Raw genomic sequence first — 24,835 nt, 5'->3', positions numbered from 1 at the left:
TAGACGACACTGTCCGACGGTCCAGCCAGCAGCATCAGACCTCGCCGTACACCGGCACCGCTGCGCCGCTGGTCACGGTGGCGGCGTCCGAACAGAGGAACAACATCACGTCCGCGATGTCTTTCGGGTCGACCCACGTTTCGAAGTCGGAGTCGGGCATCATCTCGCGGTTCATCGGGGTGTCGATGACGCTCGGCATCACGGCGTTGGCTCGCACGGCCCCGAGGTTCTCCGCCGCGATGGTCTCGGTCAGTAGTCGGACGCCGGCTTTCGATGCGCGGTAGATACCGTCGCCGTCACCGCCCTCCAGTGACGACCGCGCGGAGACGGAGACGATTGCGCCCTCGGCAGCCCGCAAGTGTGGAATCGCGTGTTTCGACGCCAGAAACATCGTCTTCAGGTTCACGTCGAACAGGAAGTCGAACGTGTCCGCGTCCGTCTCGTGGATCGGTGTGCCACCCCGCCACGTCCCGGCGATGTTCAGCAAGTAGTCCAGCCGCCCGTGTTCGTCAACGACTGCGTCGACAGTCTCGGCGACAGCCTCCTCGTCGCTGAAGTCCGCCTGGTAGAAATCCACGCTGTCGGGATCGGACAACAGGAAGTCCTCGGTGTTCGGTTCGATGATGTCGCTGCCACAGACGGTCGTCCCGGCTTCGAGGAACGCGTTTGCGACCGCGCTGCCCAGCGCCCCGCCGATACCCGTAACCAGTGCTACCTCGCCGTCGAAATTAAACTCTGCTGACATACATCTGTCAACGGATAGCGGGGGGATAAATGCCCATCCCCGGAAACGCGAGGGCCGGGCCGGTAAACCGACGACGGGGTCCGCAGTAGCCGGTCTACGGCGTGACGACGAGTTTGCCGAGGAAGCTGTCGTTCAGTACGTCGTCGTGGGCGGCCGGGACGTCGTCGAGGTCGTACCGGCGGGCGACGACCGGCGTCAGGTCGTCGTCGGCCATGAGCGTCGCCAGCCGGGAAAGCACCGCGCCGAACTCCGGCGTGTTGAACATCGAGACGTGGTGGACGCTGAGGGCTTTGGCCCGGCAGCGCGGGACGTTCTCGAACGTCGCCGCGAGGTCGGTGTTCCCGATAGCGGCGATTCGCGCGCCCTGCGCGGCAACCTCGGCGTCGAACGCGAGGTAGTCGTCGAGCCGGTGGTCGAGAATCACGTCCGGCGCGCCGGCCTCGACCACCGCGTCGGCGAGGTCGTCCCGGCTGTAGTCGAACACGTCGTCCGCGCCGAGGTCGGCCAGTTGGTTGTGGTAAGCCGGCGATGCTGTCGTCGTCACCTGCGCCCCGTTCGCCGCAGCCAACTGGACTGCAACGTGGCCCACGCCGCCGCTCCCGCCGTGAATCAGCGCCCGCTCGGCCGGCTCCAGCGAGCAGGCGTCGACGAGCGTCTGCCAGGCGGTGACGCCGACGAGCGCGACGGCTGCGCCCGCCTCGGCGGACACCCCGTCGGGGAGTCGCGCCAGATGCGACTCCGGAACAGTGACGTACTCCGCGCAGGTCCCCTGGAGCCAGTTCCCCAGTCCAGTCGCGAACGCCCGGTCGCCCTCGGTGACGGTGGCCACGCGCTCGCCGGTCGCGGCGACGGTCCCGGCACAGTCGGAGCCGGGTATCCAGGGCAGTTCGCCCGGTTCGTAATCGCCGGTCCGGAAGTACGTATCGACCGGATTGACCGCCGCTGCCTCGACTTCGAGCAGGACCTCCTCCGGACCTGGTGTGGGTCGTTCGATGTCGTCGACGCGGAGCACGTCCGTCCCGCCGTATTCGTGGAATCGTACAGCACGCATTGGGGTATGCGTCAGGTGGTATCGGCAAAACCTTTGCCCATGGATTGAGCGGTCCCGAATACGGTCCGCAATATATCGCAGTACGCGGCGAGACATCGCCGACAGCGACCAAGTCAGGTCGGTGATCATCCCGGCGACTGCAGAGAGTGTCATCTGAGCGATAGAAGCTACCAACGTTAGCTGTGTCGAGGCGATGGATTTCCACAGTTTGCCGTGCTGTTTATCATCGGTGAAAATTGCGTAACAACCCTTTATTAGCACGTTTGCGTAGCACTGGATGATGGAACCAGATAGGGACTCGCCACTCCCGAGTTTTATTGCTGGCAGTTACGCCGCCAGACTCGGGTTGGCGCTTTCATTCGCGATAATTGTTATTATCGCCGCCGGGGTCCTGACAAGCGTGCAGGCGTCCGCCACTCTCGAGGACGACGTTGCGGACGACATCACGGCGCTGTCAGAGACGCAGGCCGCACAGTTGGACGAATGGTTGACGACATCGCAGCGGGATGTCCGATCAACGTCGCGACTCCCCGTGTTCACTGACGGGACGAACACGGAGAAACAGCAACGACTGGAGGAGTTACGGTCCAACGAGGAACTCCCGCCCGGTGTCGTCGCAGTGCACTACTTCGACACCGAGACAAACGAGATTCGCGCCAGTTCGAACCAGGACTTCATCGGGGTCAACGCTGCCGAGCAGGGCGCACCGTTCGCTACGGACCCGCCGCAGTTCGACGGTCCCGACGACACGCATGTGACGGAGCCGTTCTCTGTCTCGGTCGTCGACCATCCGATAGTGGCCGTCGTTTCGCCGGTCCCCGGTGACGAAGACAGAGCGCTCGTGTACATGATCGACCTCCGGGAGAAGGCCGATCAGATATCGAACCAGCGCGATGGGTCGTTTACCACGGTCGTCAACACTGACGGCGAGTTCGTCTCCCACCCCAACACCTCGATGATCGGGTCGACGGCACCGATCTCGGAGATGGAGTCGAACCTGCTGGGGACGCTCGAACCCGGCGAGAGCGCCTTCCACGAAACGGACAGTATGCTGATGGGACTGAACCGACTCGAATCACAGGACTGGGTCGTTATGGTCCACGCTGATCGCCAGAACGCGTACGCCCTGAGCGACCAGATCAACTCCGACCTCATCGGGCTCATTTTGCTTGCCGTCGTCAACCTCGGACTCATCGGAGTCACGATCGGCGGAAACACGATCGCTTCGCTGCGACGGCTTTCGGTGAAGGCCGAAGCGATGGCCGAGGGGGAACTCGACGTCGACCTCAGCACGTCACGCGAGGACGAGTTCGGAACGCTGTACGCCGCCTTCGACAATATGCGGGCGAACCTCCGGACGCAGATATCCGAAGCCGAAACCGCACGGCAGGAAGCCGAGGAGGCCAAAGAGCAGGCACAGACGGCCCGTGAGGAGGTCGAATCCGAACGCAACGAGATGGAGGCGCTGACCGGCCACCTCGAACTCAAGGCACAGCAGTACAGCGACGCGCTCGCCGCCGCCGCTAACGGTGACCTCACCGCACGGGTAGATACGGACAGTATGAACGAGGCGATGGCGGAGGTCGGCGAGGACATCAACACGACGCTGGATGCGCTCGAAGACACCATTGCCGACATGAAGGCGTTCGCGGCCAACGTCATCCAGTCCAGCGACCGCGTCAACTCGAACGCGGAGCGGGTCGACCAGGCCAGCAAGCAAGTGTCGAAGTCGATAAACGAGATTTTCGAAGGCACGACCGAGCAAAACGAGGGGCTGGAATCGGCGGCCGCCGAGATGCAGAACCTCTCGGCGACTGCACAGCAGGTCGCCTCCTCCGCTCAGCAGGTTGCCGACACGTCCCAGTCGGCCGCCGAAGTCGGTGAGGACGGCCGCGAAGCCGCACAGGAGGCCATCGCGGAGATGAGCGCCATCGAGGACGAGACCGGCGAGACCGTCGAAGAGATCAACGCGCTCGACGACGAACTCGACGAGATCGGCGAGATCGTCGGCGTCATCACGAGCATCGTCGAGCAGACGAACATGCTCGCGCTGAACGCCTCCATCGAGGCCGCCCACGCTGACGGTGACGGCGAAGGGTTCGCCGTCGTCGCTGACGAGATCAAGGGCCTCGCAGAGGAGACCAAGGAGGCCGCCGCCGACATCGAGCAGCGCATCGAAGGCATCCAAGAGCAGGCCGGCGACACCGTCGAGACGATGGAGTCGACCAGTAACCGGATTACTGAAGGCGTCTCGACGGTCGAGGAGACCGTCGACGCGCTGGAGACCATCGTCGAGTACACTGAAGAGGTCGACACCGGTATCCAGGAAATCGACCGGGCGACCGAGGAGCAGGCCCGTACCGCACAGGACGTGATGGGGACAATCGACGACCTGACGACGATCAGTCAGCAGACGGCGACGGAGGCAGATACTGTGGCCGGCGCGGCACAGGACCAGTCCGCGTCCATCGACGAAGTGTCGGACTCCGCGACGGAACTCAGGCAGCGGGCTGACGACCTCGAATCGCTCCTGGACCGCTTCACTGTCGAAAACTCAGCTGGGACGGACACCGACAGCACGGCTGCGGTGGGGGACGACTAACAATGGCAACCATAACGACCTGGTTCACGCTGGGACTACTGGGTGAACTGCTCGGGACGGCCGTGCTGGCGTACGGCTACACGCTCGTCCCCGAAGAGATGCGGAAGCGATACCTGCTGTTGATCGCCATCCCAGGTATCGCCATCGTCGCCTACGCCCTGATGGCGCTCGGCTTCGGCTCGATACAGAGTGGCGGCCACACGGTGTACGTGATCCGCTACATTGACTGGCTGTTGACGACGCCGCTCAACGTCTGGTTCCTGGCGCTCCTCGCCGGTGCAAGTCGGGAGGACACGGTGAAACTCGTCGTCCTGCAGGCGTTGACTATCGTCTTCGGGTTCGCCGGTGCTGTCACGCCATCGCCGATTAGCTACGCGCTGTTCGCGGTCGGCGCAGCGCTGTTCGGTGGCGTCATCTACCTCCTCTACCGGAACATTGCGGCAGCTGCGAAGTCGACCCTGTCCGACATAGAGATCAGCCTGTACCGCACGCTCCGGAACTTCGTCGTCGTCCTCTGGATGGTGTATCCGGTCGTGTGGCTGCTCGGTGCGGCAGGAGTGGGCCTCATGGATGTCGAGACTGCGACACTCGTGATCGTGTACCTCGACGTGGTCACGAAAGTCGGCTTCGGCGTCATTGCCTTGCTAGCGATGATGGACCTCGGGTCGGTCGGCGAGACTGCCGAGGAGCCGACAGCGGTTGCAGGGGACTAGCGAGGGGCGCGAACGAAGCGAGGGGCGCGAACGAAGCGAGGGGCGCGAACAGAGTGAGCGGCCCTCGTTGTCGCGAGCGGGGAGGAACGATCCGCGAGCAGTGAGCGGCCCTCGTTGTCGCGAGCGGGGAGGAACGATCCGCGAGCAGTGAGNGCGGGGAGGAACGATCCGCGAGCAGTGAGCGGCCCTCGTTGTCGCGAGCGGGGAGGAACGATCCGCGAGCAGTGAGCGGCCCTCGTTGTTGCGAGCGGGGACGGAAGGAGCCGTGAGCACTGAGTTGCCCTCAAAAATGCGGGCGGGGAGGAACGACCCGCGAGCACTGAGTCGGCCTCGTTGACGCGGTCGGCGGCCGAAAACCCGCGAGCGGTCCCGATTTTGCGAGAAACTCACGGCACGTCGTTGTGTCGCCTCAGCAGTGCCGGTCTTTCAGGACCGGTCCTCATTGACGCCACCAGACGGCTCTGCTTCGTCAGTCGCGTCGGCTGCCTCGGTCTCCTCGACAGTATCGAGTGCCTCCGGAAGCTGGTTCTCAATCAGCCAGAACGTCAACCGGTAGACGCCGTAGCCGAGCAGGACGAACAGCACTAAGTCGATGAGATACAGTTCGACGAATTCGAGGAGCGAAATTTCGCTGAGCGCGAGGTCACCGGACAGGATGAGAAACTCCAGCGTGGCGACGACGAACAGCGCGGGTGCAAAGAGGATCACCAGTCCGATGACGAGAAGTGCGATCCGTTTCTGCGACGAGGAGACAGGCATACTTACGGTATCGGTGTCCAGACAGATAGTTCTGCACGCCTGTCGTTCCCAGTCCGGTAACGAACGTATAAGCTGCACTACCGGTGCCAGTACCTGCATAATGAGAGCGAACAGAGAACGACGCTACCGCACAACAGGGAACGCGGCCAGTCAGTGGATGCCCATCGCTTCGATCTGCTCCTGATACCGGTTCCGGATGGTGACCTCTGTCACCTGGGCCACGTCGGCGACCTCGCGCTGGGTCTTCTTCTCGTTGCACAGCAGCGAGGCGGCGTAGATGGCCGCGGCGGCGTAGCCGGTGGGTGATTTCCCCGAGAGCAGGCCCTGCTCGGCGGTCGTGTCGATGATCTCGTTGGCCTTGGACTGGACCTCTTCGGAGAGTTCCAGTTCGGAGGCAAAACGCGGGACGTACTGCTTGGGGTCGACCGGCTCCATCTTCAGTTCGAGTTCCTGGGCGACGTACCGATACGTCCGCCCGATCTCCTTCTGCTCGACCCGGGAGACGTCCGAGACCTCCTCCAGGCTCCGTGGGATACCTTCCTGTCGACAGGCCGCGTACAGACAGGCCGTGGCGACGCCCTCGATGGAGCGACCGCGGATGAGGTCCTCGTTGAGCGCGCGTCGGTAGATGACCGACGCGACCTCTCGAACCGAGCGGGGGACGCCCAGTGCGCTGGCCATGCGGTCGATCTCCGACAGCGCGAACTGCAGGTTCCGTTCGCCGGCGTCTTTCGTTCGGATGCGTTCCTGCCACTTCCGGAGGCGGTGCATCTGGCTCCGCTTCTCCGAGGAGAGTGACCGACCGTAGGCGTCCTTGTCCTTCCAGTCGATCTGTGTGGTCAGCCCCTTGTCGTGCATCGTCTGGGTCGTGGGGGCTCCGACGCGTGACTTGGACTGGCGTTCGGAGTGATTGAACGCCCGCCACTCCGGCCCGCGGTCGATGTTCTCGTCCTCGATGACGAGGCCACAGTCCTCGCAGACGAGTTCACCACCGCCGTCGCTAGATATGGACTCCGACTCACACTCGGGGCAGGTCTGCTGGCCCGTGCTCTCGGACTCCTCCTCGCGTTCCTCCTGGTCAGAATCCCGCTGGCGCGTCGGCCGTTCCATGTGTTCTTTTACGGAGAAAAGCCAATCACGTATAAATGTTTGGGCGAGACCAACAGATTTGCCGGATCTGGATGCTGGCCGCGGATGCTAGCTGGAATAATCATGTTAAATTTAGCTAGAACTGTCTATGTTTCGAACGAGCGGTGGGTGTAACCGGCTGACACACCCCGTTTACACTCCGCGATGATGATGGAGCGCGGACGGATCGGTAGCGGTCGACCGGCATATCGCGCTCTTTTAGTCCGGGACTCTCCCACTCTGACGTATGAGCAAGGTCAATATCGGGCTTCGTGGCTGGCGCTTCGACGAGGACGTACTCGGGCCGGACGGACGGGTCCGGCCGCTCAAGACGATGGAACCGGAAACCCGGCAGCGGCTGCTGGTGCTCGCAGAGCGGGTCGTCGACCCCTGTGACGCCTGCTGGCTGATTCACGGCGACGAAGACATCGAGCAGTGCAACGTCGCGGATGCTATTTACGGGGAGCCGATGGGCGAGGTGGTCGTCTGCTCGGACCACGAGACGGACTTCATCTACTGGTTCCGCGAGGAGGGCGGCGAGGCCCACGCCGGAGAGACGGACCTGGCCTCGTCCTTCCACGAGTGGTTCCTCGACGGGAACCGAGCTCCCGAGGGATATGTCGGCCTCGAACACGTCGAGGAGGACCCGACAGCGCTGCCGGAGGCCCCCGACAGGGACGAAGCGATTCCGGGACTCGAAGAAGAAGTCGAGCAGATGGACGAGGAAGACCTCGACACGATTGATATGGACCTCAGCGACCTGGACGTATGATATCGGTCGCCGTCGTCGACGCGGAGACGCCGGGCAACGTCGGCACCATCGCCCGGTCGATGAAGAACTTCGGCCTGTCGGAGCTGTTACTTGTCGACCCGCCGAAACTGGACCCCGATGGCGAAGCATACGGCTTTGCCGGACAGGCCCGCGACGACATCCTCCCGAACGCCCGGACGGTGACGTTCGACGAGATCGTCGAGAATTATCACACCGTCGCCTGCACGGCGACGACGAACGAGGACCCCGCCAACCACGTCCGGTATCCGGCGACGACGCCAGCCGACCTGGCCGACTCGCTTCAGGATGTCGAGGGCGACATCTGCGTCGTCTTCGGCCGCGAACGGGTCGGGCTCTCGAACGACGAACTCGCACGGCTGGACGTCATCTGCTCTATCCCGGCCAGCGCGTCGTATCCAGTGTTGAACCTCGGTCAGGCGGCCACCATCGTGCTCTACGAACTCCGCGAGCTAACTGTCGACGAGACCCAGCACCCCGAACAGCTGCACACGCTCGCCGAGACGCCGTCCGTCGAGGGGCTACACGAGGAGTTCGACCGCTTCCTCGGTGCTATCGGTCACCCCGAAGAGAAACAGCACAAGGCCCGCCGGCTGTTCCGCCGGGTGCTCGGGCGTGCACAACCCACTGGCCGGGAGACGAAGACCCTTCGCGGCCTGTTCCGGCAGGCCCGACAGCGAATCGAGCGTGCCGAAGACGAGTGAGGTTCAGTCGTGTTTCTCAGGTCCGGTTCCGGAGTCGAACAGCGCGCCGATGACGGCGTCGTGAGCCTTCCGCAGACGGTAGTGTAAGGTCGGCGCGGAGATGTCGAGCGTCGCAGCCAGTTCCTCGGCGGAGCTCCCTCGCGGCCAGTCGTAGTAGCCGCGTGCGTAGGCAGTCTTGAGTGCGGCGGCCTGTTTCGGCGTCAGCCGGTCGCGTATCCGCGTCTGGAAATCCGTGGCCGTCGAGACTGGCTGGTCGACGTACTGCTTGCTCCGCAGTTCTGTCCCGGGCGCGACCTCCTGAATCGCCTCGACGACGGCGCGGACGTTGATATCCGGTGCCATCTCCGCTGTGAACCGCAGGTCGCCGTCCGCTGCGACGGCCCGCCGCACGACCCCGCCGTAATCTGTGAGCGTGTCAAGCGGCGATGCGGATATCTCGTCGAGCGCGACTTCGAGCAGGGGCGCTCGGTTCTCCGCCGCCGTTTCCACGACGGTACAGGACTCGACCGACGGCGTCTCAGTGAGCGCCTGACACACCCGATCAGTGTCCACACCGCTGATGCGAACGTAGTGGAGGCAGTTCCCGGAACTGGTCGGGACGCGCCGTTCGAGCGTAAACGAACAGTCGTGCATCGCCGAGAGGCCGGCGAAGACGTCGTCGGAGTCCGGCGTCAGGAATTCGAGTTCGACCGTCGTCGCCGCCAGCAGTGACTGCTGACTGTGGACGCGCTGGATAGAAAGCGCGATAAGTCGCCCTAGATCGGCCAGAATACTCGACTCACGGCAGCCAATCGTGGCTTCTGTCGATGCGTACACCATCAGGACGCCGTACGTGGTCTCGCCAGTTGTCAGGGGAACAGCCGCGACGGAGCAGCGGTCTGTGAGTAGTGGGCGGTCCATCCCGGTGTCCGAGGGCGTCGACACGTCGGTGATATCCTCGACGACCTGTACCTCGCCGGTGTCGATGGCGTCGATGGCGAGACTGTGCTCGCCGGGCGAAATCTGCTCCGGCGTTGCCGTGTCGATCCCAGCGGCGGCACTCAGTGTTATCCTCGTGGCACTCCCGCGGCTCCCGGCCCACACGGCCTGGTACAGGTCCGATTCAGTGAGATGCGTACACACTGCCGATTCGATTTCCTCACGCGTCTGTGTGTCCTGTAGCGCCTTCGCGATCTCTCTGCCCAGCACGTTGAGCCGCTGTGTCTGTTCGAGTTCGTCACGCTGTCGTTCGAGTTCGGCCTGTCGGTCTTTGTGCGCAGTGATGTCCCGAGCGACGAAGATGACGGTGTCGAGGTCGTACGCGCGACTTTCCAGCGGCGCGACCCGCGCCTCGAACCACCGCTTGCCACTGGGAACCTGCAGTGTGTACTCCACGGACTGGAACGACCCGGTCCGCAGGGCCGCACGAACAGTCGCCAGTAGCGAATCAGCGGTCTTGTGTGGAAGACACTCGTGTAGCGTCTGACCGACAAGCGTGTCCGTATCGTCGACCGTCACCATCGTCTCGGGGTCGGTCAGACAGTCGAGAAATCGCCCTTCCGCATCAATGATGAAACTGGGGTCTGGGAGGGCAGTATTCAACGCGCTTCGCTGTTCCGTGTGGCGCTGTCGTTCGAGTTCGTAGCCCGCCCAGTCCGAGAGCAACCGGACGAACGTCAGATCCCACTGCGTGAACACTGTCTCGCGTGGTTCCAGCCCGTAGAAGCAGAACGTCCCGTACACGGCCCCGTCGACGACGACGGGCGCGCCGATGTAGTTCGCGATTCCCCACTCCGGGTCAGCGAGGTCCGGCGCGTCCGCAGCAACGTCGCTTATCGCGAGCGGTTCGCGGTGTTCGACGACGTGTCTGCAGTTCGGGAGGTCCTCGATGCTGGTCGTGCTGCCGGCTTCGAGGTCGGCAGTCGCCGGTGCAGTGACTGCCTCGAACACGTACTCGTCGCCGTGGACCCGGGAGAGCGTCCCAAACGACGTATCGAGCGTCTCACAGCCGAGCTCTAGCAGCGCGTCGAGTTGTTCTGTGAACGTCCGGTTCGCGTCGGTACAGATATCGTAGGCCGCTTCGAGCACTGACTCTCGTTGCTTCCGGGCCGTGATGTCGATATGTGCGATGGAGGCGTACCTCGTCCCATCGATGGTGAACGGAGCGGCGCACAACCGGAACCACTGTTTCGCCGACGTGGTGTGACACGGGTATTCGAGTTCGAACGAGGACTGGTCGCCGGCGAGGACGGTTCTGATCCCGTCGGCTGCCTGTTGCCCGGTCACGTCGTCAGCCATGTCAGCGACGTCGAGGTAGTTCACGCCCAGCGTATTCGGTGTCAGCTCTGTTCCGTTTGCCCGGCCGAACTCGCTCCACGTCTCGTTCGTCGAGAGGATCACCCCGGACTCGTCTACGATCGCAAACATGAGTGGGAGTGTATCCATGGCTGGCCCGTACAGGGCTGGGATATCATGGCCATCCATGACACTTGGGACCATGAGTCAAGTGTGGCGGCGAGCTACTTAACGCCCGGTGTCTGGTTAGAATAGTAATATTTTGTCGGGGCACACGTCTGTGGTGAATACTATGCAGAAATCGAACTCTAGAGCTGTATTCGGGCTGATTTGAACACAAGCTTGGCAAAACAACTAACAGATATTCACATACTAACCAATTACCGATTGACCCAGATATATCATCCATGAATCCGATTCGCCCCGATTTATTCTAGGGGCCTAGAGAGAGTGCTTAGGACAGTCAGCGCTGTAGCGAGGCACAGGATACTCAACATCTCACTATGGATTCCACTGCCAATCCGGTTCGCGTCGAACTGTTCGTCCGGTCCCTCTGTCCGGGAGATGCAACGCAACAACAGAACTACCTGATCGACCGGTTACACGCTCTCGAGGACGCGGGCTATATCGAGGACCTGTCGATATTAATCTGGGGGCGCCGGATCGAACCGCGGCTCGCACAGCGGACTGCGGAGGGACGACACCTGTTGGAGCGGCTTTCCATGTTCGAACAGTGGGAGCGCGACGCCGATGCCTCGCTTGCCGCCTTCGACTGGGAGCACCCGCTGACGAACATGGTTTCTGACGAATCGGTCAGCGTGATCACGCTGCCGACGCTTGCCCTCGCGGAATACGTTGACGATGACCTCACGCACGTCGCCCCCTGTACGCGGGATGGAACGGTCCACCGCGTCACCGACCGTGTCAACCGTCTCGCGGATACCGCAGACCTAGCCGACGAACTCGAGCACGAGCGTACCGTGGTACAATAGCGTTCGAACCGCCCCGAACCTGCCACGATAACTGTCCCCATCCAGCACCATACCAATCAAAATGAATACGAAACAAACTGAGATCCCCGACTCGCTCCCGCTGGACGACCGACTGTCGCTCCTGTCGTCGCACTACCGGCGGTACCTCCTGTACGGGCTTTCACAGTACACGACGCCGGTTTCACTAGCCGTGCTCACGGATACGGTGACCGAATTCGAACACGGGACACCGGCCGAACAGCACCGCGACGAGCGACTCAAGATTTACACGGCCCTCTATCACAACCACCTTCCGCGGCTGGTCGATGCCGGTGTCGTCCAGTACGACCAGTCGGAAGATATGGTCGATATCGGGCCGAACGCGCCGGCCCTCGTCTCGCTGCTCGAGTCGACGGTCGAACACGACCTGTCCGCGAGCGGTAACAGCCTGTCATCGAACGCCGTCGATATCGACTCGTTACAGCCCGAACAGAGCAATTAAGCCCGCTTCTGTATCTCCGAGCGCAACACGTCACTGACTGTATCGCCGTCAGCTTTGCCACGGAGTGCGCCCATGCACTCGCCCATCAGCGCCGAGAACGCCCCCATTCCCTCCTCGGCGACCTGGTCCTCGTGGCGCTCGACGACCTCGACAACGGCGTCCCGGACCTCCGACTCGTCGACGCCGCCCAGTCCCTCCTGCTCGACGGCTTCCTCGGCCGTCAGCGACGGGGTCTCGGCGAGTGCCGTCAGGAGGGCTTCCATCCCCTCGCGCGGCACGTCTCCGCCGTCGACCAGCAAGATTGCGTCCCGCAGGTGCTCGTCGGTGAGGTTCCCGACAGGCACGTCGTCGCGGCGGAGTTCGGTCAGCGTCGACTCCAGCGTGCCGGCGGCCAGCGTCGGGTCGACGCCCTCGCCCTCCACCAGCGCCTCGAACAGCGGCCATCGCTGGCCGTAGGCGACCTGCTCGGCGAGGCCGGAGCCGAGGTCGAACTCGCGCTCGTACCGGTCGACCTTCTCGGTGAGTAGCTCCGGGGTCTCGACTTCGGTCACGTCAGGTTCGACGGGCGGCACGTCCGTCTCGGGGTACATCCGGGCCGCGCCGGGGAGCGGACGGAGGTACCGCGACGTGGCGTCCTCGTTCGCATCGCGGGTCTCCTCGGGGACGCCTTCGAGCGCCGTCTCGGCCCGTTCGGCAACGGCGTCGATAGCCAGTTCGGCGGTTTCGGGGTCGTCGGCGACGATGGCGACAGCGTCCTCGGGGCCGGCCCCAACAGCGTCCCGCAGCGCCTCGACTTCCGCCTCAGTGACGCCGTAGGCCGGCAGTTCGTCGGTGTGGAAGATGCCGCCCGCGCCGTGGCGCTTGGCGTGGTCGGACAGTTCCGTCCCGAGCCGCCGGTCGGGCTGAATCTCGTGGCCGACGAGACCGTCGAAGCCGGACAGCAGGAGGCCCTGAACCTTGCCGCCTGAAGAGAGTGCACCTTCGATGACACCCGAATCCGTGTCCTCGAACACCTCGGTCACGTCCTGTGGCTCACCCACCGAAGCGTCACGGTCGGCGAGTTCCTCGGCGATGTCCAGCAGTTCGACCTGCCGACGGACCTCGTTGCGGACGAGGTCGTCGATATCGTCGAGGCTCTGAACGCCTTTCAGTTCGATTCGTGCGCCCTCCGCAATGGAGACGTTCACGTCCTGGCGGATGGTCCCGAGGCCGCGTTTGACCTTCCCGGTGGAACGGAGGAGCATCCCGATGCGCTCGGCGGCCTCGCGGGCCTGCTCGGGCGAACTGATGTCGGGTTTCGTCCCGATTTCGACCAGCGGGATGCCGAGTCGGTCCAGCGAGAACCGGACGCCGTCGTCGGTCTCTTCGACGCGCTGGCAGGACTCCTCCTCCAGTAGCATGTCCTCGATACCGACCGGGCCGGCGCTCGTCTCGATGGCCCCGTCGTTGGCGACCAGCATCGAGCGCTGGAACCCCGTGGTGTTCGAGCCGTCGACGACGATCTTGCGCATGACGTTCACCTGGTCGACGACGGACATGTCCAGTAGCTGGGCGATTTCGAGCGTCGTCTCCATCGCCTCGCGGTCGACCCGGTGGGGCGGCTCGTCGTCCTCCTCGACGAGGCAGGTCGTGTCGTAGGCCAGGTACTCGAACTCCCGGTCGACCATGCTCTCCTCTAAGGCCGCCTGGTCGATCTCCCCGAGTTCGCTCTTGGTCGGGTGCAGATAGCGGGTAAAGGAGCGCTCGCTCTCCTCGGGTTCGCGGATCGCCGTCGGACAGTCACAGAACAGTTTCGTCGCGGTGTCGAGTTGCTGGTGGATCTCCAGCCCGGCGACGAGCCCCAGCTCCTCGTAGTCGTACTCAGTCATTGTCGAGGTGTCCGGGACCGGGGGCCAAAAAACGCACCCTTCCCGCGCTCGCCGCCGTGCTTTTGGCCGTGTCTCCCTCACTGTCAGTATGCGCTGGCTGTCGACAGCCGCGGTGGCCGTCCTTCTCCTGACAGCCGGCTGTAGCGCCCTCATCGGCGCTGACGACACCGAAGGGGGCACCGTCACGCCGGCACCGGTTCCGACAGCGGCGGAGTCGGACACGGCAACGTCGCTGGACTCGCCGCCCGGCGTTACCACGGAACGGCTCGAAAACGTCGCGCTCCTGTCAGCGGCCCACCGGCAGGCGCTCAACGGCACTACCTACACCCTGAACGAACGCTACACCGAACTCACAATCGGGAACGACAGCACCTCTGTCCGGCGCACCGAGACTGTCGCCGTCGAATCACCGACGCGGTATCGCGACGAGATGGTCAGACTGACGACTGACTCGAACGGGACTGTCGAGCGGTACGAACAGTCGACCTACGCCGACGGCACCAACTGGTACGAACGACGGGACGACGGCACCGTCGAGCGCCAGCGTGGCGAGGTCCGATTCACCAGCGACAAGTACGCCTACCGGACGGCGTTCTACCTGAACCGCTACGCCGTGGTCAACCAGAGCGCCACGGCCGTCGTCACACGGGACGGCAGCCGCACCTACCGGATTCGCGGTTCCGGCGGCGAGATTCCGACCACAGAACGGCTGGCGGAGTTCCGAATCGAACTGCTGGTCGAACCTGCCGGCCTCGTCCGCCGATTCAGCGTCTGGTATCGCACCGAAGACCGCATCGTCGAATACAGCTTCTGGTACGAGGATATCGGCGAGACGACGGCGGAGCGGCCGGCGTGGCTCAACGAATCCGCATCGACGAACTGAGTGGGGCCAGCACGCGGCACCGCACACCCAGCGGCTACAGGCGGTCCGTTTCGGTTCGAACTTCGTCGGTTCCGGACGTGCTCCCGGCCCGGTCGTCGTAGTACTTCCGGCCGATGAAACCGTCGTCAAGGTTCCCGACGAGAGAGTTGTACAGCCCCTCTGCGGACTGGTACGTGGCTTCGCTGGTCCGAGCCAGTACCTCACTCATCTCTACGGAGTCGCCGTTCTGGGCGACCAGCTCGACGTCGCCGAGCTGGTGGACGATAGTGGCGTGGTCCGCGGGAAAATCACAGGCCTGGTCGAACAACTGTAACGTTTCGGAGTAACGCATCTGTATCAGATACTCAAGTCCATAATTAAAAAGCATTATGAATATGAATTGTCTGGTGATTGGTTTTGCCAGTCGGATCTGGCGGCGAAGGCGAAACCAAATACCTCAGTATCCCTTTGCGGGGAAAACATATCACTGATAATGACATACGTTTTCACATGACAATCAGACCAGCAACTTCGGACGATGTGACGGCCATCAATCAGGTGGCGACGGCGGCCTGGGAGACGGATTACCCGTTGCTCACCCAGGAAACAGTCGAAGACGGCGTTGGCGACTGGTATTCGCCCGAACAGATCGAATCGGAACTGGTCGAATCGCAGACCCTTCTGTTCGTCGCTGAGCGCGAAGAGCACGTCGTCGGGTTCGCACACGCGACGTGGCACGAAACCGACCGCGCGGGGTACATCCTCCGGCTGTACGTCCATCCCGACTACCGGCGCGAGGGGATCGGTCGGTCGCTGCTAGAACGGACCTGCGAGGAACTGTTCGAGCACGACATCGACCGGATTAACGCGATGGTCCTCTCGGCGAACGAGCCCGGAGTCGAGTTCTACCAGCAGTTCGGGTTCGAGTTCGCCGACGAGAGCGAAACCGAAATCGGCGGCGAGCGCTACCCCGAGAGCCGGTACGTTCTCGACGGCGAGTCGTGGACCTGAGCGACGAATCGCTCGCAGCGCCGCCGCCGCTCTCGAAGGCTCTCACCTCACGAGAGGTGCGTGACGAGTTCCGTGACGCGGCCACCCGGGTACTCGACCTCGTCGACCTCCTGCTCGACGACGTCACCGGCGAGGCCCGTCACGTTTGAGAGCGGGATAACGCGCTCCCGGCCGTCGTCCTCCGGTACGGCCCAGACGACGTTGCCCATGACTTTGGCTGTCGTACACTCGATACTGGTATCGCCGTCCATCGAACTGTCGAGGAACACTGTGGCGCTCATGTATTATCTTTTGACACGATAGGACATAACCGATACGGTCAGGTCGGGGTGTCGCTGATTATCCGAGCAGAACCGAACAGAAACTACTGAGTCACAGCGGAACTCTCTGCTGTTCGCGGCTCCTCACGTCGCCGTTCCGGTACGAGGGGCGCGAACGGAGTGAGCGGCCCTCGCTGCTCACGGGTCACTCCGTTCCCCGCTCGCATTTTCGAGGAAGCTCCCTACGGTCGCTTCCTCGCTACTCGCGGGTCGCTATCGCTCCCCGCTCGCTTATCCGAAGGCTTCGCTTCGCTCAGCCTTCGCTACTCGTCGCCGAGGATTCCACGCTTCGTCATCTTCTCGGGGTCGAGTACGTCGTCGACCTCGTCCTCGTCGAGATAGCCCTCTTCGAGGACGACCTCGCGGATGGTCTTTTCCTCGGCGAGGGCCTTCTTGGCGACCTTGCTCGCCTTGTCGTAGCCGATGGCGGGGTTGAGCGCCGTCGCCAGCGCCATGCTCTGCTCGACGCGCTCGGCGCAGTGCTCGGCGTCGGCTTCGAGCTTGGCGACGAACTTCTCGCCGAACACCGCGCTGCTGTTGGCGATAAGCTTGGCCGACTGCAGGAAGTTCGAGGCCAGCACGGGCTTGTAGAGGTTCAGGTCGATCTGGCCCTCCGCCGCGCCGGCCGAGACGGCGGCGTCGTTGCCGACGACCTGCTTGTGGACCTGATTGACTGCCTCGGCGACGACGGGGTTGATCTTCCCGGGCATGATCGAAGAGCCGGGCTGGTTCTCCGGCTGGTCGATCTCGCCCAGCCCGTTGCGGGGCCCGGACGCGAGCAGTCGGAGGTCGTTGGCGATCTTGTTCAGCGACCCGGCGACCGTCCGGAGCGCACCGTGGGCCTCGGACATCGCGTCGTGGGCGGCCTGGGCCTCGAAGTGGTTGTCGGCCTCGCGGAACTCCAGGCCGGTTTCCTCGCTGATGTACGCCGCCGCTTTCGCCGGGAACTCGGGATGGGTGTTCAGGCCGGTTCCGACCGCGGTTCCGCCGAGCGCGAGTTCGGCGAGACGGCCGTGAACGTCCTGTACGCGGGAGATGCCTTTCTCGACCTGCGTGCGGTAGCCGGAGAACTCCTGGCCCAGCGTCACCGGCGTCGCGTCCTGGAGATGGGTTCGACCGGTCTTGACGACGTTCTCGAACTCGTCTTCCTTGGCCTGGAGTTCGTCACGGAGCGTCTTCAGGCCCGGAATGACGTCCTTCTCGACGGCTTCCAGCGAGGCGACGTGCATCGCCGTCGGAATCACGTCGTTGCTGGACTGGCCGAAGTTGACGTGGTCGTTGGGGTGGATCTCCCGGGTCCCGATGTCACCGCCGTACAGTTCCGTGGCGCGGTTGGAAATGACCTCGTTGGCGTTCATGTTCGAGGACGTGCCCGAGCCAGTCTGGAACACGTCGACGGGGAACTGGTCGTCGTGTTCGCCGGCGATGACCTCGTCGGCGGCCTCGACGATACAGTCGGCTTTGTCTTCCGGTATCGTTCCGAGGTCGCGGTTCGCCTGTGCGGCCGCTTTCTTGACCACGCCGAGCGCTCGGATGAACCGCCGCCCGAAGGTCACGTCGCTGATCGGGAAGTTCTCGACGGCGCGCTGCGTTTGTGCGCCCCAGTACGCGTCGGCTGGCACCTGCATCTCACCGAGACTGTCCTGCTCTGTCCGGTACTCGTCGGTCATACGTCCGGGGGGTGGTCCGCCCGGTCGTAAAACCCACCGGTACGAGTCGGGACACCACTCGGCACAGGCCTGGGGCTGCCGGGACAGTCGCTCACTGAGCACCACGGGTCCCCGGTCCGACAGCGGAGACCGTGGGGCTCAGAACCCGTGACCTAGATAAACGTGTATTATCATTCGGAAATATTAAGTAGAATCTCTCTCCACTTACCATGAGTTCGACGCCACAGAGACGTTCATGACTGATGCCCCACAATGTCCGGTGACGGCGGTGTGTCGCTGCCGTCGTCGGCTGTCGGGGCCCGATGGGACACCGACGGACGTGACACATCGCGAACACTCGCAGCCGGTGTACCCGCCGCGTTGCAACCGCTCGCCCGCTCGGCACGACGACGGGATGGCACACCCGTCACCGTGCGTTCCCACGCCGCTTGCCAGCCTGTGTTGGTGCGACAGGCTGGCCGGGTCGCGTGGGCTACGCGCGTGCTGGCTGGCGAGACTATGTGACTGACGACACATCCGTCGGGACGATGGACGGCGAACTCACGTCGGCGAACGACTGACACAACCATGCGCGAGATACTCAGCAGACTCCTCGCCACCGGGGGTCGGCTCCGGTCGGCGGTATCGAGAGACGAATCGGACGGTGACCAACTGGCAACAGACGGGGGGGCGACCGTGAAGACGACCCGGGGCGACTCGCTCCGGAACTCACTGCCGGTCGAGTGGGAACTCGTCGAATCCGCCCCGTTCTGGCTCCCGCCAGTCCTGTTTGCGGGCTTTTTCGTCTACGGCGCTATCGCCTGGAACTTCCTCCTGTCGCTGACCGACTACAACGGCCTGGGCGGTGCGCAGTACGAGACCTTCGACCTCAGTATGTACAGCCGTATGCTGAACGATGGGGCGTTCTGGCAGGCGGCACAGAACACGGTGGTGTTACTCGTCGTGTTCACCGTCCTCTGTCTGGCACTTGGCCTGTTCGTGGCCATCCTCATCGACCAGCAGATACGCTTCGAGAACACGTTCCGAACGATATACCTGCTCCCGATGAGCCTCTCGTTCGTCGTCACGGCGACGATGTGGGCGTGGGTGTACAACGCCCGCAACGGCGTTCTCAATCAACTTCTCCGGGTATTCAATCTCGAAGGAGCCATCGTGGGACTACTCCGCCCGGCCGGGGTCAACGCCGAGGTCATTCAGTGGCTCTCCTGGAACACCACCGCACTGGCGGCGGTCATCTTCGCGCTGATCTGGCAGTTCAGCGGCTACGCGATGGTCGTCTTCCTCGCCGGCCTTCGAGCAATTCCGACCGAACACTACGAGGCCGCGCGGGTCGACGGTGCGTCGACGGTTCGTCTGTACGCGCGGGTCATCATCCCGCAGCTCCGTGCCTCCGCGGTGTCGGCGTCGGTGGTGCTGATGGTGTTTGCGCTGAAAGCGTTCGACTTCATCTACGCGCTCCGTGGCTCACAGCCGGGGGCGAACATGGACATTTTGGCGACGATGATGTATCGGGTCGCATTCGACAGCCTCCAGTGGGCGTACGGGTCAGCCGTCGCTATCGTGCTGTTTGCCCTCGCGCTGCTGGTCATCGGCCCGTACCTCTACAGCGAATACCGACGAGGTGAACTATGAGTATCAGAGGCGGCAATTTCATCGACGAACTCCGCAGTACAGAGAACAGTCGTATCGGCCTGTATGCCCTCCTGCTGGCGGGCATCGCCTTCTACCTCTTCCCGGTAGAGACGGCCGTGATGACGATGTTCAAGACCGAGAGCGCGTTCGCCCGGACGCTCCCGTTCGCGCCGCCGGGCGCTGACGGCTTCACGCTCGACGCGCTCAGTACCGCCTGGAACACGCTCCGCCCGGGACTGATAAACTCGCTGTTGATGGCGATTCCGGCGACGATTATGTCGGCGCTGCTGGGAAGCCTGACCGCGTACGGACTGACGACGATTAGCTGGCGCGGCCAGGTCGGTGTCGTCGTCCTCATCATCGCGGGCATCTTCATCCCCTACCAGGCCGTGCTCGTCCCGCTCTCACAGTTCTGGTTCCGGGTGTTCCCGGGTCTGGCCGAAGGGTTCATCAACACCCTCTTCGGCTTCATTACGGGCGGCAGTTGGCAGTATCCGAGCCGTAACGGCTACGTACAGTTGCTGCAGCTGTCGGTTACCCACGCGGCGTACGGGATTCCGATCTGTACGCTGCTGTTCCGGTCGTACTACCAGAGCATCTCCGAGGAGATGATCGAGGCCGCTCGCCTCGACGGCGCGAGCGCGTTCAGCATCTACCGCAACATCATCCTCCCGCTGTCGCTGCCGATGTTCGCGGTGACGCTCATCTACCAGTTCACGCAGGTGTACAACGACCTGCTGTTCGCGCTGGTGCTCATCAACGAACCGGCCTCGCAGGTGGCGACCCAGCGCCTCGCGGCGCTCACTGGCGGGGTCGTCCAGTCGTTCAACACCACGATGGCAGGGGCCATCGTCGCAGCACTGCCGACGCTGCTCGTCTACATCGTGTTCGGCGAACAGTTCGCGAAAGGCGTCGCTGGAGAGTAATCACGGAGGTATTCACAATGGCACAACTCACACTGGACGAGGTAACGAAGACGTTCCAAGACGACGACGGCGAAATCATCGCGGTTGACGAGGTATCGGTCGACATCGAGGACGGCGAGTTCCTCTGTGTCGTCGGCCCATCGGGCTGTGGGAAATCGACCACGCTGCGGATGATCGCCGGGCTCGAAGACATCACGCGCGGCGAGATCCGACTGGACGGTCAGATCATCAACGACCAGCCGCCGGCCCGCCGGAACGTGGCGATGGTGTTCCAGTCCTACGCCCTGTACCCACACATGACCGTGCGGGAGAACATGGCGTTCGGGCTGGAGGAATCGACGGACATGCCCGACGACGAGATCAACGAGCGCGTCGAGCAGGCGTGCAGAGATATGGACATCTTCGAACTCATCGACCGCAAGCCCGGGGAACTCTCCGGCGGTCAGCAACAGCGCGTGGCGCTCGGCCGCGCTATCGTCCGGGACCCCGAAGTGTTCCTGATGGACGAGCCGCTGGCGAACCTGGACGCGAAGCTCAAAGCCGAGATGCGGACGGAACTCCAGGAGCTCCAGCAGGATCTCGACGTCACCACTGTCTACGTCACCCACGACCAGACGGAGGCGATGACGATGAGCGACCGTATCGCCATTCTCAACGACGGCGTCCTCCAGCAATGTGCGACGCCGCTCGAGTGTTACCACGAGCCGAACAACCTCTTCGTCGCCGGCTTCATCGGCGAGCCGTCGATGAACTTCTTCCCAACGACTCTGGAGGGGTCGACGCTACGGGGCGAGTGGTTCGAGTACGAACTCAGCGACGAAACGGTCGCCGAAGTCGAGGGGACGACCGACATCACGCTCGGCATCCGGCCCGAAGACATCGAGTTCGTCCAGACTGACACCGGCCCGAACGTGTTCGATTCCACGGTCAACGTCGTCGAGCCACGCGGGAACGAGAACACGGCCCACCTGCAGTTCGACGAGACGATGGACGACCAGTTCATCGCGACGGTCGGCGGCATGAAACAGCTCAAGGCCGGACAGCGCGTCAAAGTCCGGTTCCCCGAGAACGCGATTCACCTCTTCGACACGGCTAGCGGCGAGGCCATCCGGAACCGCACGCTCGACGAGATCGAGACGGTCGAATCGGTCGTCTGAGCTGAAATCGTCCGCGGTCGTTTTTAGTGCGCTATTGGTCAGTCGTGGGTTTTCGCTGTCACGCCCAGCGGTCAAGCCCGGTCTGGACGACCGACTCGTCGATGCGCTCGAACCCGCGAGCGACCTCCTCGGCGTCGACCTCCCACTGCTCAGTGACGAACGCGCGGGCGGCGTCGACGTCCGGCTCGATGCTGTCCGGAATCTCGTAGTCGTCGGTGACTGCGGGGTCGAGAAACAGGTTCCGGATGCGGTCGGCGTGGTCGATGTGTTCGTCCCGGGCTTCGAGAACGGCGTAGAGGTCGCCGTGCTCGTGGAGTTCCGTCACGGCGGTCTTGGGACCGATGCCGGAGATCCCCTCGTTGAAGTCCGTCCCCATCAGGATGGCGGCGTCGACCAGTTGCTCCCAGGTGAGGTCGTGCTGTTCGAGTGTCGCCTCGAAGTCCATCAGTTCGGGGTCGCCCTTCGACGTAATCTGGCGGAGCGTCATCGGCGCACCGAACAGGAGCGCGTCGTAGTCCTCCGTCCCGACGTAGTCTACGTCACCCCGCCGGGCCATCACCGACGCCTGCCCCTCGCCTTCAGCGGGGGCGTCGACGATTGGCACGTCGAGCAGTTCCAGCAGGTCCCGCGTCGTGTCGACGATGGTCTCGGTCAGCCGCTGGGTCCGGGAGTCGAGCTTGGCAACGCGGGTGCTGTCGCCCGCTTTGCGGGCCGCCTCCAGCTCGGACTCGTATTTCTGGCGTTGCTCGCGGCGCTTCTCGACCTCGTCGTCTTTGAGGTCCGTGACCGCGCCGTCGAAGACGAACACCGGCGTGAGGTCGTGTTCGAAGAACTTCGGTAGCCCCTGGATGACGCCGATGAGGTTCGCCACCTCCTCGCCGTCGCCGGTGGTGTATTTCGACTCGCTAGTGAACTTCACCGTCGTCGTCAGATAGCGATAGAGCCAGTTGTGGGCGTCCACGGCGACGACGCTCCCGCCGAGGTCGCCGAACGACACGTCCGATAGCGCCGCGAGCGACCGTAAATCAGCGTTTCCCATTGGCAGGCCTTTGGCCGACAGCCGTTTGAATCTCCCGGAGATGGCACGGGGCTCCGGCAGGCCAGTCGACTCGATCGGGCCGATCAGCCTGATGTGGCTGTCCGTCCGGACGGCGGTTCGGCCCAGTCGTCGAGAACCGACGGCGGGTCGGCGTCGGCCTTCGCCGCGAGAAACGACTCTTCCTCTGGCGAGAGATCGCGCTCCCGAAACAGGTCCAGACCGGCCTGATACCGTTCGGTACTGCGGTCGCCCGGCCAGACGAGGTCGAGTTCGGCCATCCCCGACTCCGCGCCGCTGAAGCAAAACCCGGCCCGGTAGGCGGCCTGGTAGGAAAACGGATTGTTGACGCCGATGGACACGCGCTCGAAGTCCCGCTCCGTAGCGCGGTCCCGAACGAACCGGAGGAGGCGGGCACCGAGCCGGTCGCCCTGCCGGTCCTGCCGAACGGTGATATACCGGACACAGAGCGTGTCGGGGTCGGTCCGGTCGGCGTCGAACGCGGCCGCGGCCACCACGCCATCGTCCCCGACGACGGCCTTCCCGGTCGAGGTCATCACGAACTTGCCCGCGTACGCGAACTGCTCGTGGTCCAGCCGGAGCCGGTGGCCGTCCTCGGGCCAGCCGAGCAGCGTGAACTCCATACACCGACACTGGGGCCGCCCACTGTAATCAGTGCTGGTCCCTGTTCTAAGGTACCAACCGCCGTCGTCGAATCCGGGAGAGCGAAGTGCCCGGAGCCGGAACTACCTGTATGAGCGTCTCGACGGTGGGGAACGGTCGTATCGAACTGTCCGCTCGGACGGCGCTGGTCGCCGTCGGTGACCTGCTGGCGATTGCTTTGTTCGTCGGTATCGGGGAGTTGACCCACGGTATCAATCCGGTACTCAACCCGGGTCGGTTCGCCGGGACGCTGACCCCCTTTTACGTCGGCTGGCTCCTCGTCGCCGGACTCGGGGGGCTGTACACCGCCGCGGCGACCGGAACGGTTCGAGCGGCTCTCGGCCGCACTATCGTGGGGTGGGTACTAGCAGTCGGAATCGCGCAGGGACTCCGTTCGACGGCGCTATTCCCCGGCAATGCGGCAGTGACGTTCGCGCTCGTATCAGTACTCGTTGGTGGCACACTGTTGCTGTGCTGGCGCGGTGCGATTGCAGTCGCAAAATAAGCGGCCTGTAGCAGAGCTGCGGTGTCGCTGACGGACTATCGCAGGTCGGCGACTTCGAGCGATTCTGTCGACTGAATCCATGCCTGGTGGTTCTCCCGGTCGTAGATTACGAACTCTTCGTCGCCGATGTTCAGTTCTGCGTATCGTCGTTCTTGATCGTCGGTCGCGGCGTCCGTCGTGTTGTCCGTTGCGTTCGTGCTCATTGTCTCGTTTGGGAATCGGCGTTCCGTTTTTCTCCGATTCAACGTCTCTTGGCGTACCTAATAAGCACATGGACCCAGTTATCATCGGAGAAAATAGGGGGCATTACCACACCATGAATCCCCTAATCTAGTTCTCAAATTCTGAAAACGGGTGATTCGGAGGGCTCTATCACGAGAAACAGAGAACCGTCACAGCAGTCATCGTATCCCGGCCGGCAAACACCGCATTCCAGTTTGTGGTGAAATATCATATCCTGCGTACGACTGCGGGCCAGCAACAACGGGTCGTCCCTGCCCTTATATTGTGAACAGTCCACAAGAATAGGCCTATATTACTCTTTCCCCAAAATCCAATCCATAACTTATGAGTTTGTTACTCAGCGGGTACTGAATAAATTCGTAGGGGCCATTGAGTGTATTATCCCGTATTTTAGGGAAACATTCATATACTCCGCTACCGTAGAATAATTCATACTTATGACGGGATATTACGACATCATTCTCGGACTCATTCCGCTCGCCATGGCCGGCATCACCGCCTCTCTGTTCGTTGTCGGCTTCGAACTGACGACGGCGATTCCGATGGCCTCTGTCGTAACAGTCGGCCTCATCGGCCACGCGATGTTCGTCCGTGCCCCCGTCGACCCGGTTCCGAACGACACGTCGACCCAACAGAACCCGCAGTCGGACCCGCTACAGACTGCGGATTAGGCGCTTTCCTGCCCGTCTACTCTCCCGTTTTC

The 24,835-nt window shown here is 63.1% G+C and carries 25 protein-coding genes; 13 read left to right on the top strand and 12 right to left on the bottom strand.

From position 1 onward, the window contains the following. Positions 1 to 34: 34 nt before the first annotated feature. A complete protein-coding gene (locus tag C442_RS11100; RefSeq protein WP_008310450.1) occupies positions 35 to 745 on the bottom strand; it encodes an SDR family oxidoreductase in 711 nt (236 codons plus the stop codon). Between the two features lie 94 nt (positions 746 to 839). Next, a complete protein-coding gene (locus tag C442_RS11095) occupies positions 840 to 1,796 on the bottom strand; it encodes an NADPH:quinone reductase (protein ID WP_008310449.1) in 957 nt (318 codons plus the stop codon). A gap of 400 nt (positions 1,797 to 2,196) precedes the next feature. Between C442_RS11095 and C442_RS11090 the strand changes: the two genes are divergently transcribed. Together C442_RS11090 and sop2 are read left to right on the top strand one after the other, a co-directional pair. Continuing rightward, positions 2,197 to 4,398 (top strand): methyl-accepting chemotaxis protein, encoded by a 2,202-nt coding sequence (locus tag C442_RS11090; protein WP_008310447.1) that lies wholly within the window; start codon positions 2,197 to 2,199, stop codon positions 4,396 to 4,398. Between the two features lie 2 nt (positions 4,399 to 4,400). Further along, complete coding sequence (gene sop2, locus C442_RS11085; RefSeq protein ID WP_008310445.1) at positions 4,401 to 5,111, top strand: sensory rhodopsin II; 711 nt, start codon at positions 4,401 to 4,403, stop codon at positions 5,109 to 5,111. Between the two features lie 426 nt (positions 5,112 to 5,537). Here sop2 and C442_RS11080 read toward each other — a convergent pair whose 3' ends face one another. Together C442_RS11080 and C442_RS11075 are read right to left on the bottom strand one after the other, a co-directional pair. Then, entirely contained in the window at positions 5,538 to 5,870 is a 333-nt protein-coding gene (locus tag C442_RS11080; protein WP_008310443.1) for a hypothetical protein, read from the bottom strand. 150 nt (positions 5,871 to 6,020) lie between these two features. After that, positions 6,021 to 6,980, bottom strand: a complete 960-nt coding sequence (locus tag C442_RS11075) for a transcription initiation factor IIB (protein WP_008310442.1) — start codon at positions 6,978 to 6,980, stop codon at positions 6,021 to 6,023. A 265-nt stretch (positions 6,981 to 7,245) separates the two neighbouring features. On the opposite strand from C442_RS11075, the gene C442_RS11070 reads away from it, so the two are divergent. Continuing rightward, positions 7,246 to 7,770, top strand: coding sequence for a hypothetical protein (locus tag C442_RS11070; RefSeq protein WP_008310438.1), 525 nt, complete (start codon positions 7,246 to 7,248; stop codon positions 7,768 to 7,770). Next, the gene (locus C442_RS11065) at positions 7,767 to 8,492 is read left to right on the top strand and encodes an RNA methyltransferase (protein ID WP_008310435.1); all 726 of its coding nucleotides are present in this window, start codon (positions 7,767 to 7,769) and stop codon (positions 8,490 to 8,492) included. The genes C442_RS11070 and C442_RS11065 overlap by 4 nt, the downstream gene beginning before the upstream one ends. Before the next feature lie 3 nt (positions 8,493 to 8,495). On the opposite strand, the gene C442_RS11060 is transcribed toward C442_RS11065, so the two are convergent. Continuing rightward, positions 8,496 to 10,970: a bacterio-opsin activator domain-containing protein gene (locus tag C442_RS11060; protein WP_049942946.1), complete on the bottom strand. Its 2,475-nt coding sequence runs from the start codon at positions 10,968 to 10,970 to the stop codon at positions 8,496 to 8,498. 299 nt (positions 10,971 to 11,269) lie between these two features. On the opposite strand from C442_RS11060, the gene C442_RS11055 reads away from it, so the two are divergent. Both C442_RS11055 and C442_RS11050 read left to right on the top strand, forming a co-directional pair. Beyond that, positions 11,270 to 11,758 (top strand): HTH domain-containing protein, encoded by a 489-nt coding sequence (locus C442_RS11055; protein ID WP_008310431.1) that lies wholly within the window; start codon positions 11,270 to 11,272, stop codon positions 11,756 to 11,758. 61 nt (positions 11,759 to 11,819) lie between these two features. Next, entirely contained in the window at positions 11,820 to 12,239 is a 420-nt protein-coding gene (locus C442_RS11050; protein ID WP_008310429.1) for a DUF7344 domain-containing protein, read from the top strand. On the opposite strand, the gene gatE is transcribed toward C442_RS11050, so the two are convergent. Further along, a complete protein-coding gene (gene gatE, locus C442_RS11045) occupies positions 12,236 to 14,107 on the bottom strand; it encodes a Glu-tRNA(Gln) amidotransferase subunit GatE (RefSeq protein ID WP_008310427.1) in 1,872 nt (623 codons plus the stop codon). The two genes, C442_RS11050 and gatE, sit on opposite strands and share 4 nt — an antisense overlap. Positions 14,108 to 14,195: 88 nt before the next feature. Between gatE and C442_RS11040 the strand changes: the two genes are divergently transcribed. Beyond that, entirely contained in the window at positions 14,196 to 14,990 is a 795-nt protein-coding gene (locus tag C442_RS11040; protein ID WP_008310425.1) for a DUF7537 family lipoprotein, read from the top strand. Between the two features lie 34 nt (positions 14,991 to 15,024). Here the strand turns inward: C442_RS11040 and C442_RS11035 are convergent, their stop codons facing one another. Beyond that, complete coding sequence (locus C442_RS11035; RefSeq protein ID WP_008310423.1) at positions 15,025 to 15,321, bottom strand: DUF5789 family protein; 297 nt, start codon at positions 15,319 to 15,321, stop codon at positions 15,025 to 15,027. A 158-nt stretch (positions 15,322 to 15,479) separates the two neighbouring features. Here C442_RS11035 and C442_RS11030 point away from each other — a divergent pair, with 158 nt between their 5' ends. After that, entirely contained in the window at positions 15,480 to 15,980 is a 501-nt protein-coding gene (locus tag C442_RS11030) for a GNAT family N-acetyltransferase (protein ID WP_008310421.1), read from the top strand. A gap of 47 nt (positions 15,981 to 16,027) precedes the next feature. On the opposite strand, the gene C442_RS11025 is transcribed toward C442_RS11030, so the two are convergent. Both C442_RS11025 and C442_RS11020 read right to left on the bottom strand, forming a co-directional pair. After that, positions 16,028 to 16,261, bottom strand: a complete 234-nt coding sequence (locus C442_RS11025; protein ID WP_008310419.1) for a hypothetical protein — start codon at positions 16,259 to 16,261, stop codon at positions 16,028 to 16,030. A gap of 302 nt (positions 16,262 to 16,563) precedes the next feature. Beyond that, the gene (locus tag C442_RS11020) at positions 16,564 to 17,970 is read right to left on the bottom strand and encodes a class II fumarate hydratase (RefSeq protein WP_008310418.1); all 1,407 of its coding nucleotides are present in this window, start codon (positions 17,968 to 17,970) and stop codon (positions 16,564 to 16,566) included. A gap of 567 nt (positions 17,971 to 18,537) precedes the next feature. Here C442_RS11020 and C442_RS11015 point away from each other — a divergent pair. Genes C442_RS11015 through C442_RS11005 form a run of 3 tightly spaced genes read left to right on the top strand, consistent with a single transcriptional unit; the run spans position 18,538 to position 21,685 of the window. Continuing rightward, the gene (locus tag C442_RS11015; protein ID WP_008310417.1) at positions 18,538 to 19,602 is read left to right on the top strand and encodes a carbohydrate ABC transporter permease; all 1,065 of its coding nucleotides are present in this window, start codon (positions 18,538 to 18,540) and stop codon (positions 19,600 to 19,602) included. Next, complete coding sequence (locus tag C442_RS11010; RefSeq protein ID WP_008310416.1) at positions 19,599 to 20,528, top strand: carbohydrate ABC transporter permease; 930 nt, start codon at positions 19,599 to 19,601, stop codon at positions 20,526 to 20,528. The genes C442_RS11015 and C442_RS11010 overlap by 4 nt, the downstream gene beginning before the upstream one ends. A gap of 17 nt (positions 20,529 to 20,545) precedes the next feature. Then, a complete protein-coding gene (locus C442_RS11005; RefSeq protein WP_008310415.1) occupies positions 20,546 to 21,685 on the top strand; it encodes an ABC transporter ATP-binding protein in 1,140 nt (379 codons plus the stop codon). A gap of 58 nt (positions 21,686 to 21,743) precedes the next feature. Here C442_RS11005 and fen read toward each other — a convergent pair whose 3' ends face one another. Both fen and C442_RS10995 read right to left on the bottom strand, forming a co-directional pair. Beyond that, a complete protein-coding gene (fen, locus tag C442_RS11000; protein ID WP_008310414.1) occupies positions 21,744 to 22,724 on the bottom strand; it encodes a flap endonuclease-1 in 981 nt (326 codons plus the stop codon). 83 nt (positions 22,725 to 22,807) lie between these two features. After that, positions 22,808 to 23,365 (bottom strand): GNAT family N-acetyltransferase, encoded by a 558-nt coding sequence (locus C442_RS10995; protein ID WP_008310413.1) that lies wholly within the window; start codon positions 23,363 to 23,365, stop codon positions 22,808 to 22,810. 110 nt (positions 23,366 to 23,475) lie between these two features. Here C442_RS10995 and C442_RS10990 point away from each other — a divergent pair, with 110 nt between their 5' ends. Continuing rightward, positions 23,476 to 23,889, top strand: coding sequence for a DUF3054 domain-containing protein (locus tag C442_RS10990; protein ID WP_008310412.1), 414 nt, complete (start codon positions 23,476 to 23,478; stop codon positions 23,887 to 23,889). Positions 23,890 to 23,924: 35 nt separating this feature from the next. Here the strand turns inward: C442_RS10990 and C442_RS22145 are convergent, their stop codons facing one another. Beyond that, positions 23,925 to 24,092, bottom strand: coding sequence for a DUF7331 family protein (locus tag C442_RS22145; protein ID WP_004518770.1), 168 nt, complete (start codon positions 24,090 to 24,092; stop codon positions 23,925 to 23,927). Positions 24,093 to 24,569: 477 nt separating this feature from the next. On the opposite strand from C442_RS22145, the gene C442_RS10985 reads away from it, so the two are divergent. Further along, positions 24,570 to 24,803 carry a hypothetical protein gene (locus tag C442_RS10985; RefSeq protein WP_008310405.1) on the top strand — a complete coding sequence of 78 codons (234 nt, stop codon included), beginning with the start codon at positions 24,570 to 24,572 and terminating at the stop codon, positions 24,801 to 24,803. Positions 24,804 to 24,835 lie beyond the last annotated feature (32 nt).

This window comes from Haloarcula amylolytica JCM 13557, from assembly GCF_000336615.1.
Taxonomy (GTDB): domain Archaea; phylum Halobacteriota; class Halobacteria; order Halobacteriales; family Haloarculaceae; genus Haloarcula; species Haloarcula amylolytica.
This window is presented reverse-complemented; position numbering and strand designations above follow the sequence as displayed.

Excerpts from the sequence above, each read along its gene's own strand:
- C442_RS10990 (WP_008310412.1), top strand. The coding sequence starts at position 23,476 with ATGAGCGTCTCGACGGTGGGGAACGGTCGTATCGAACTGTCCGCTCGG.
- C442_RS11075 (WP_008310442.1), bottom strand. The coding sequence starts at position 6,980 with ATGGAACGGCCGACGCGCCAGCGGGATTCTGACCAGGAGGAACGCGAG.
- C442_RS10985 (WP_008310405.1), top strand. The coding sequence starts at position 24,570 with ATGACGGGATATTACGACATCATTCTCGGACTCATTCCGCTCGCCATG.
- C442_RS11095 (WP_008310449.1), bottom strand. The coding sequence starts at position 1,796 with ATGCGTGCTGTACGATTCCACGAATACGGCGGGACGGACGTGCTCCGC.
- C442_RS11025 (WP_008310419.1), bottom strand. The coding sequence starts at position 16,261 with ATGAGCGCCACAGTGTTCCTCGACAGTTCGATGGACGGCGATACCAGT.
- C442_RS11020 (WP_008310418.1), bottom strand. The coding sequence starts at position 17,970 with ATGACCGACGAGTACCGGACAGAGCAGGACAGTCTCGGTGAGATGCAG.
- C442_RS11035 (WP_008310423.1), bottom strand. The coding sequence starts at position 15,321 with ATGCGTTACTCCGAAACGTTACAGTTGTTCGACCAGGCCTGTGATTTT.
- C442_RS11010 (WP_008310416.1), top strand. The coding sequence starts at position 19,599 with ATGAGTATCAGAGGCGGCAATTTCATCGACGAACTCCGCAGTACAGAG.
- C442_RS11040 (WP_008310425.1), top strand. The coding sequence starts at position 14,196 with ATGCGCTGGCTGTCGACAGCCGCGGTGGCCGTCCTTCTCCTGACAGCC.
- C442_RS11100 (WP_008310450.1), bottom strand. The coding sequence starts at position 745 with ATGTCAGCAGAGTTTAATTTCGACGGCGAGGTAGCACTGGTTACGGGT.
- C442_RS11030 (WP_008310421.1), top strand. The coding sequence starts at position 15,480 with ATGACAATCAGACCAGCAACTTCGGACGATGTGACGGCCATCAATCAG.
- gatE (WP_008310427.1), bottom strand. The coding sequence starts at position 14,107 with ATGACTGAGTACGACTACGAGGAGCTGGGGCTCGTCGCCGGGCTGGAG.
- C442_RS10995 (WP_008310413.1), bottom strand. The coding sequence starts at position 23,365 with ATGGAGTTCACGCTGCTCGGCTGGCCCGAGGACGGCCACCGGCTCCGG.
- C442_RS11065 (WP_008310435.1), top strand. The coding sequence starts at position 7,767 with ATGATATCGGTCGCCGTCGTCGACGCGGAGACGCCGGGCAACGTCGGC.
- C442_RS11055 (WP_008310431.1), top strand. The coding sequence starts at position 11,270 with ATGGATTCCACTGCCAATCCGGTTCGCGTCGAACTGTTCGTCCGGTCC.
- C442_RS11080 (WP_008310443.1), bottom strand. The coding sequence starts at position 5,870 with ATGCCTGTCTCCTCGTCGCAGAAACGGATCGCACTTCTCGTCATCGGA.
- sop2 (WP_008310445.1), top strand. The coding sequence starts at position 4,401 with ATGGCAACCATAACGACCTGGTTCACGCTGGGACTACTGGGTGAACTG.
- C442_RS11050 (WP_008310429.1), top strand. The coding sequence starts at position 11,820 with ATGAATACGAAACAAACTGAGATCCCCGACTCGCTCCCGCTGGACGAC.
- C442_RS22145 (WP_004518770.1), bottom strand. The coding sequence starts at position 24,092 with ATGAGCACGAACGCAACGGACAACACGACGGACGCCGCGACCGACGAT.
- C442_RS11060 (WP_049942946.1), bottom strand. The coding sequence starts at position 10,970 with ATGGTCCCAAGTGTCATGGATGGCCATGATATCCCAGCCCTGTACGGG.
- C442_RS11070 (WP_008310438.1), top strand. The coding sequence starts at position 7,246 with ATGAGCAAGGTCAATATCGGGCTTCGTGGCTGGCGCTTCGACGAGGAC.
- C442_RS11015 (WP_008310417.1), top strand. The coding sequence starts at position 18,538 with ATGCGCGAGATACTCAGCAGACTCCTCGCCACCGGGGGTCGGCTCCGG.
- fen (WP_008310414.1), bottom strand. The coding sequence starts at position 22,724 with ATGGGAAACGCTGATTTACGGTCGCTCGCGGCGCTATCGGACGTGTCG.
- C442_RS11005 (WP_008310415.1), top strand. The coding sequence starts at position 20,546 with ATGGCACAACTCACACTGGACGAGGTAACGAAGACGTTCCAAGACGAC.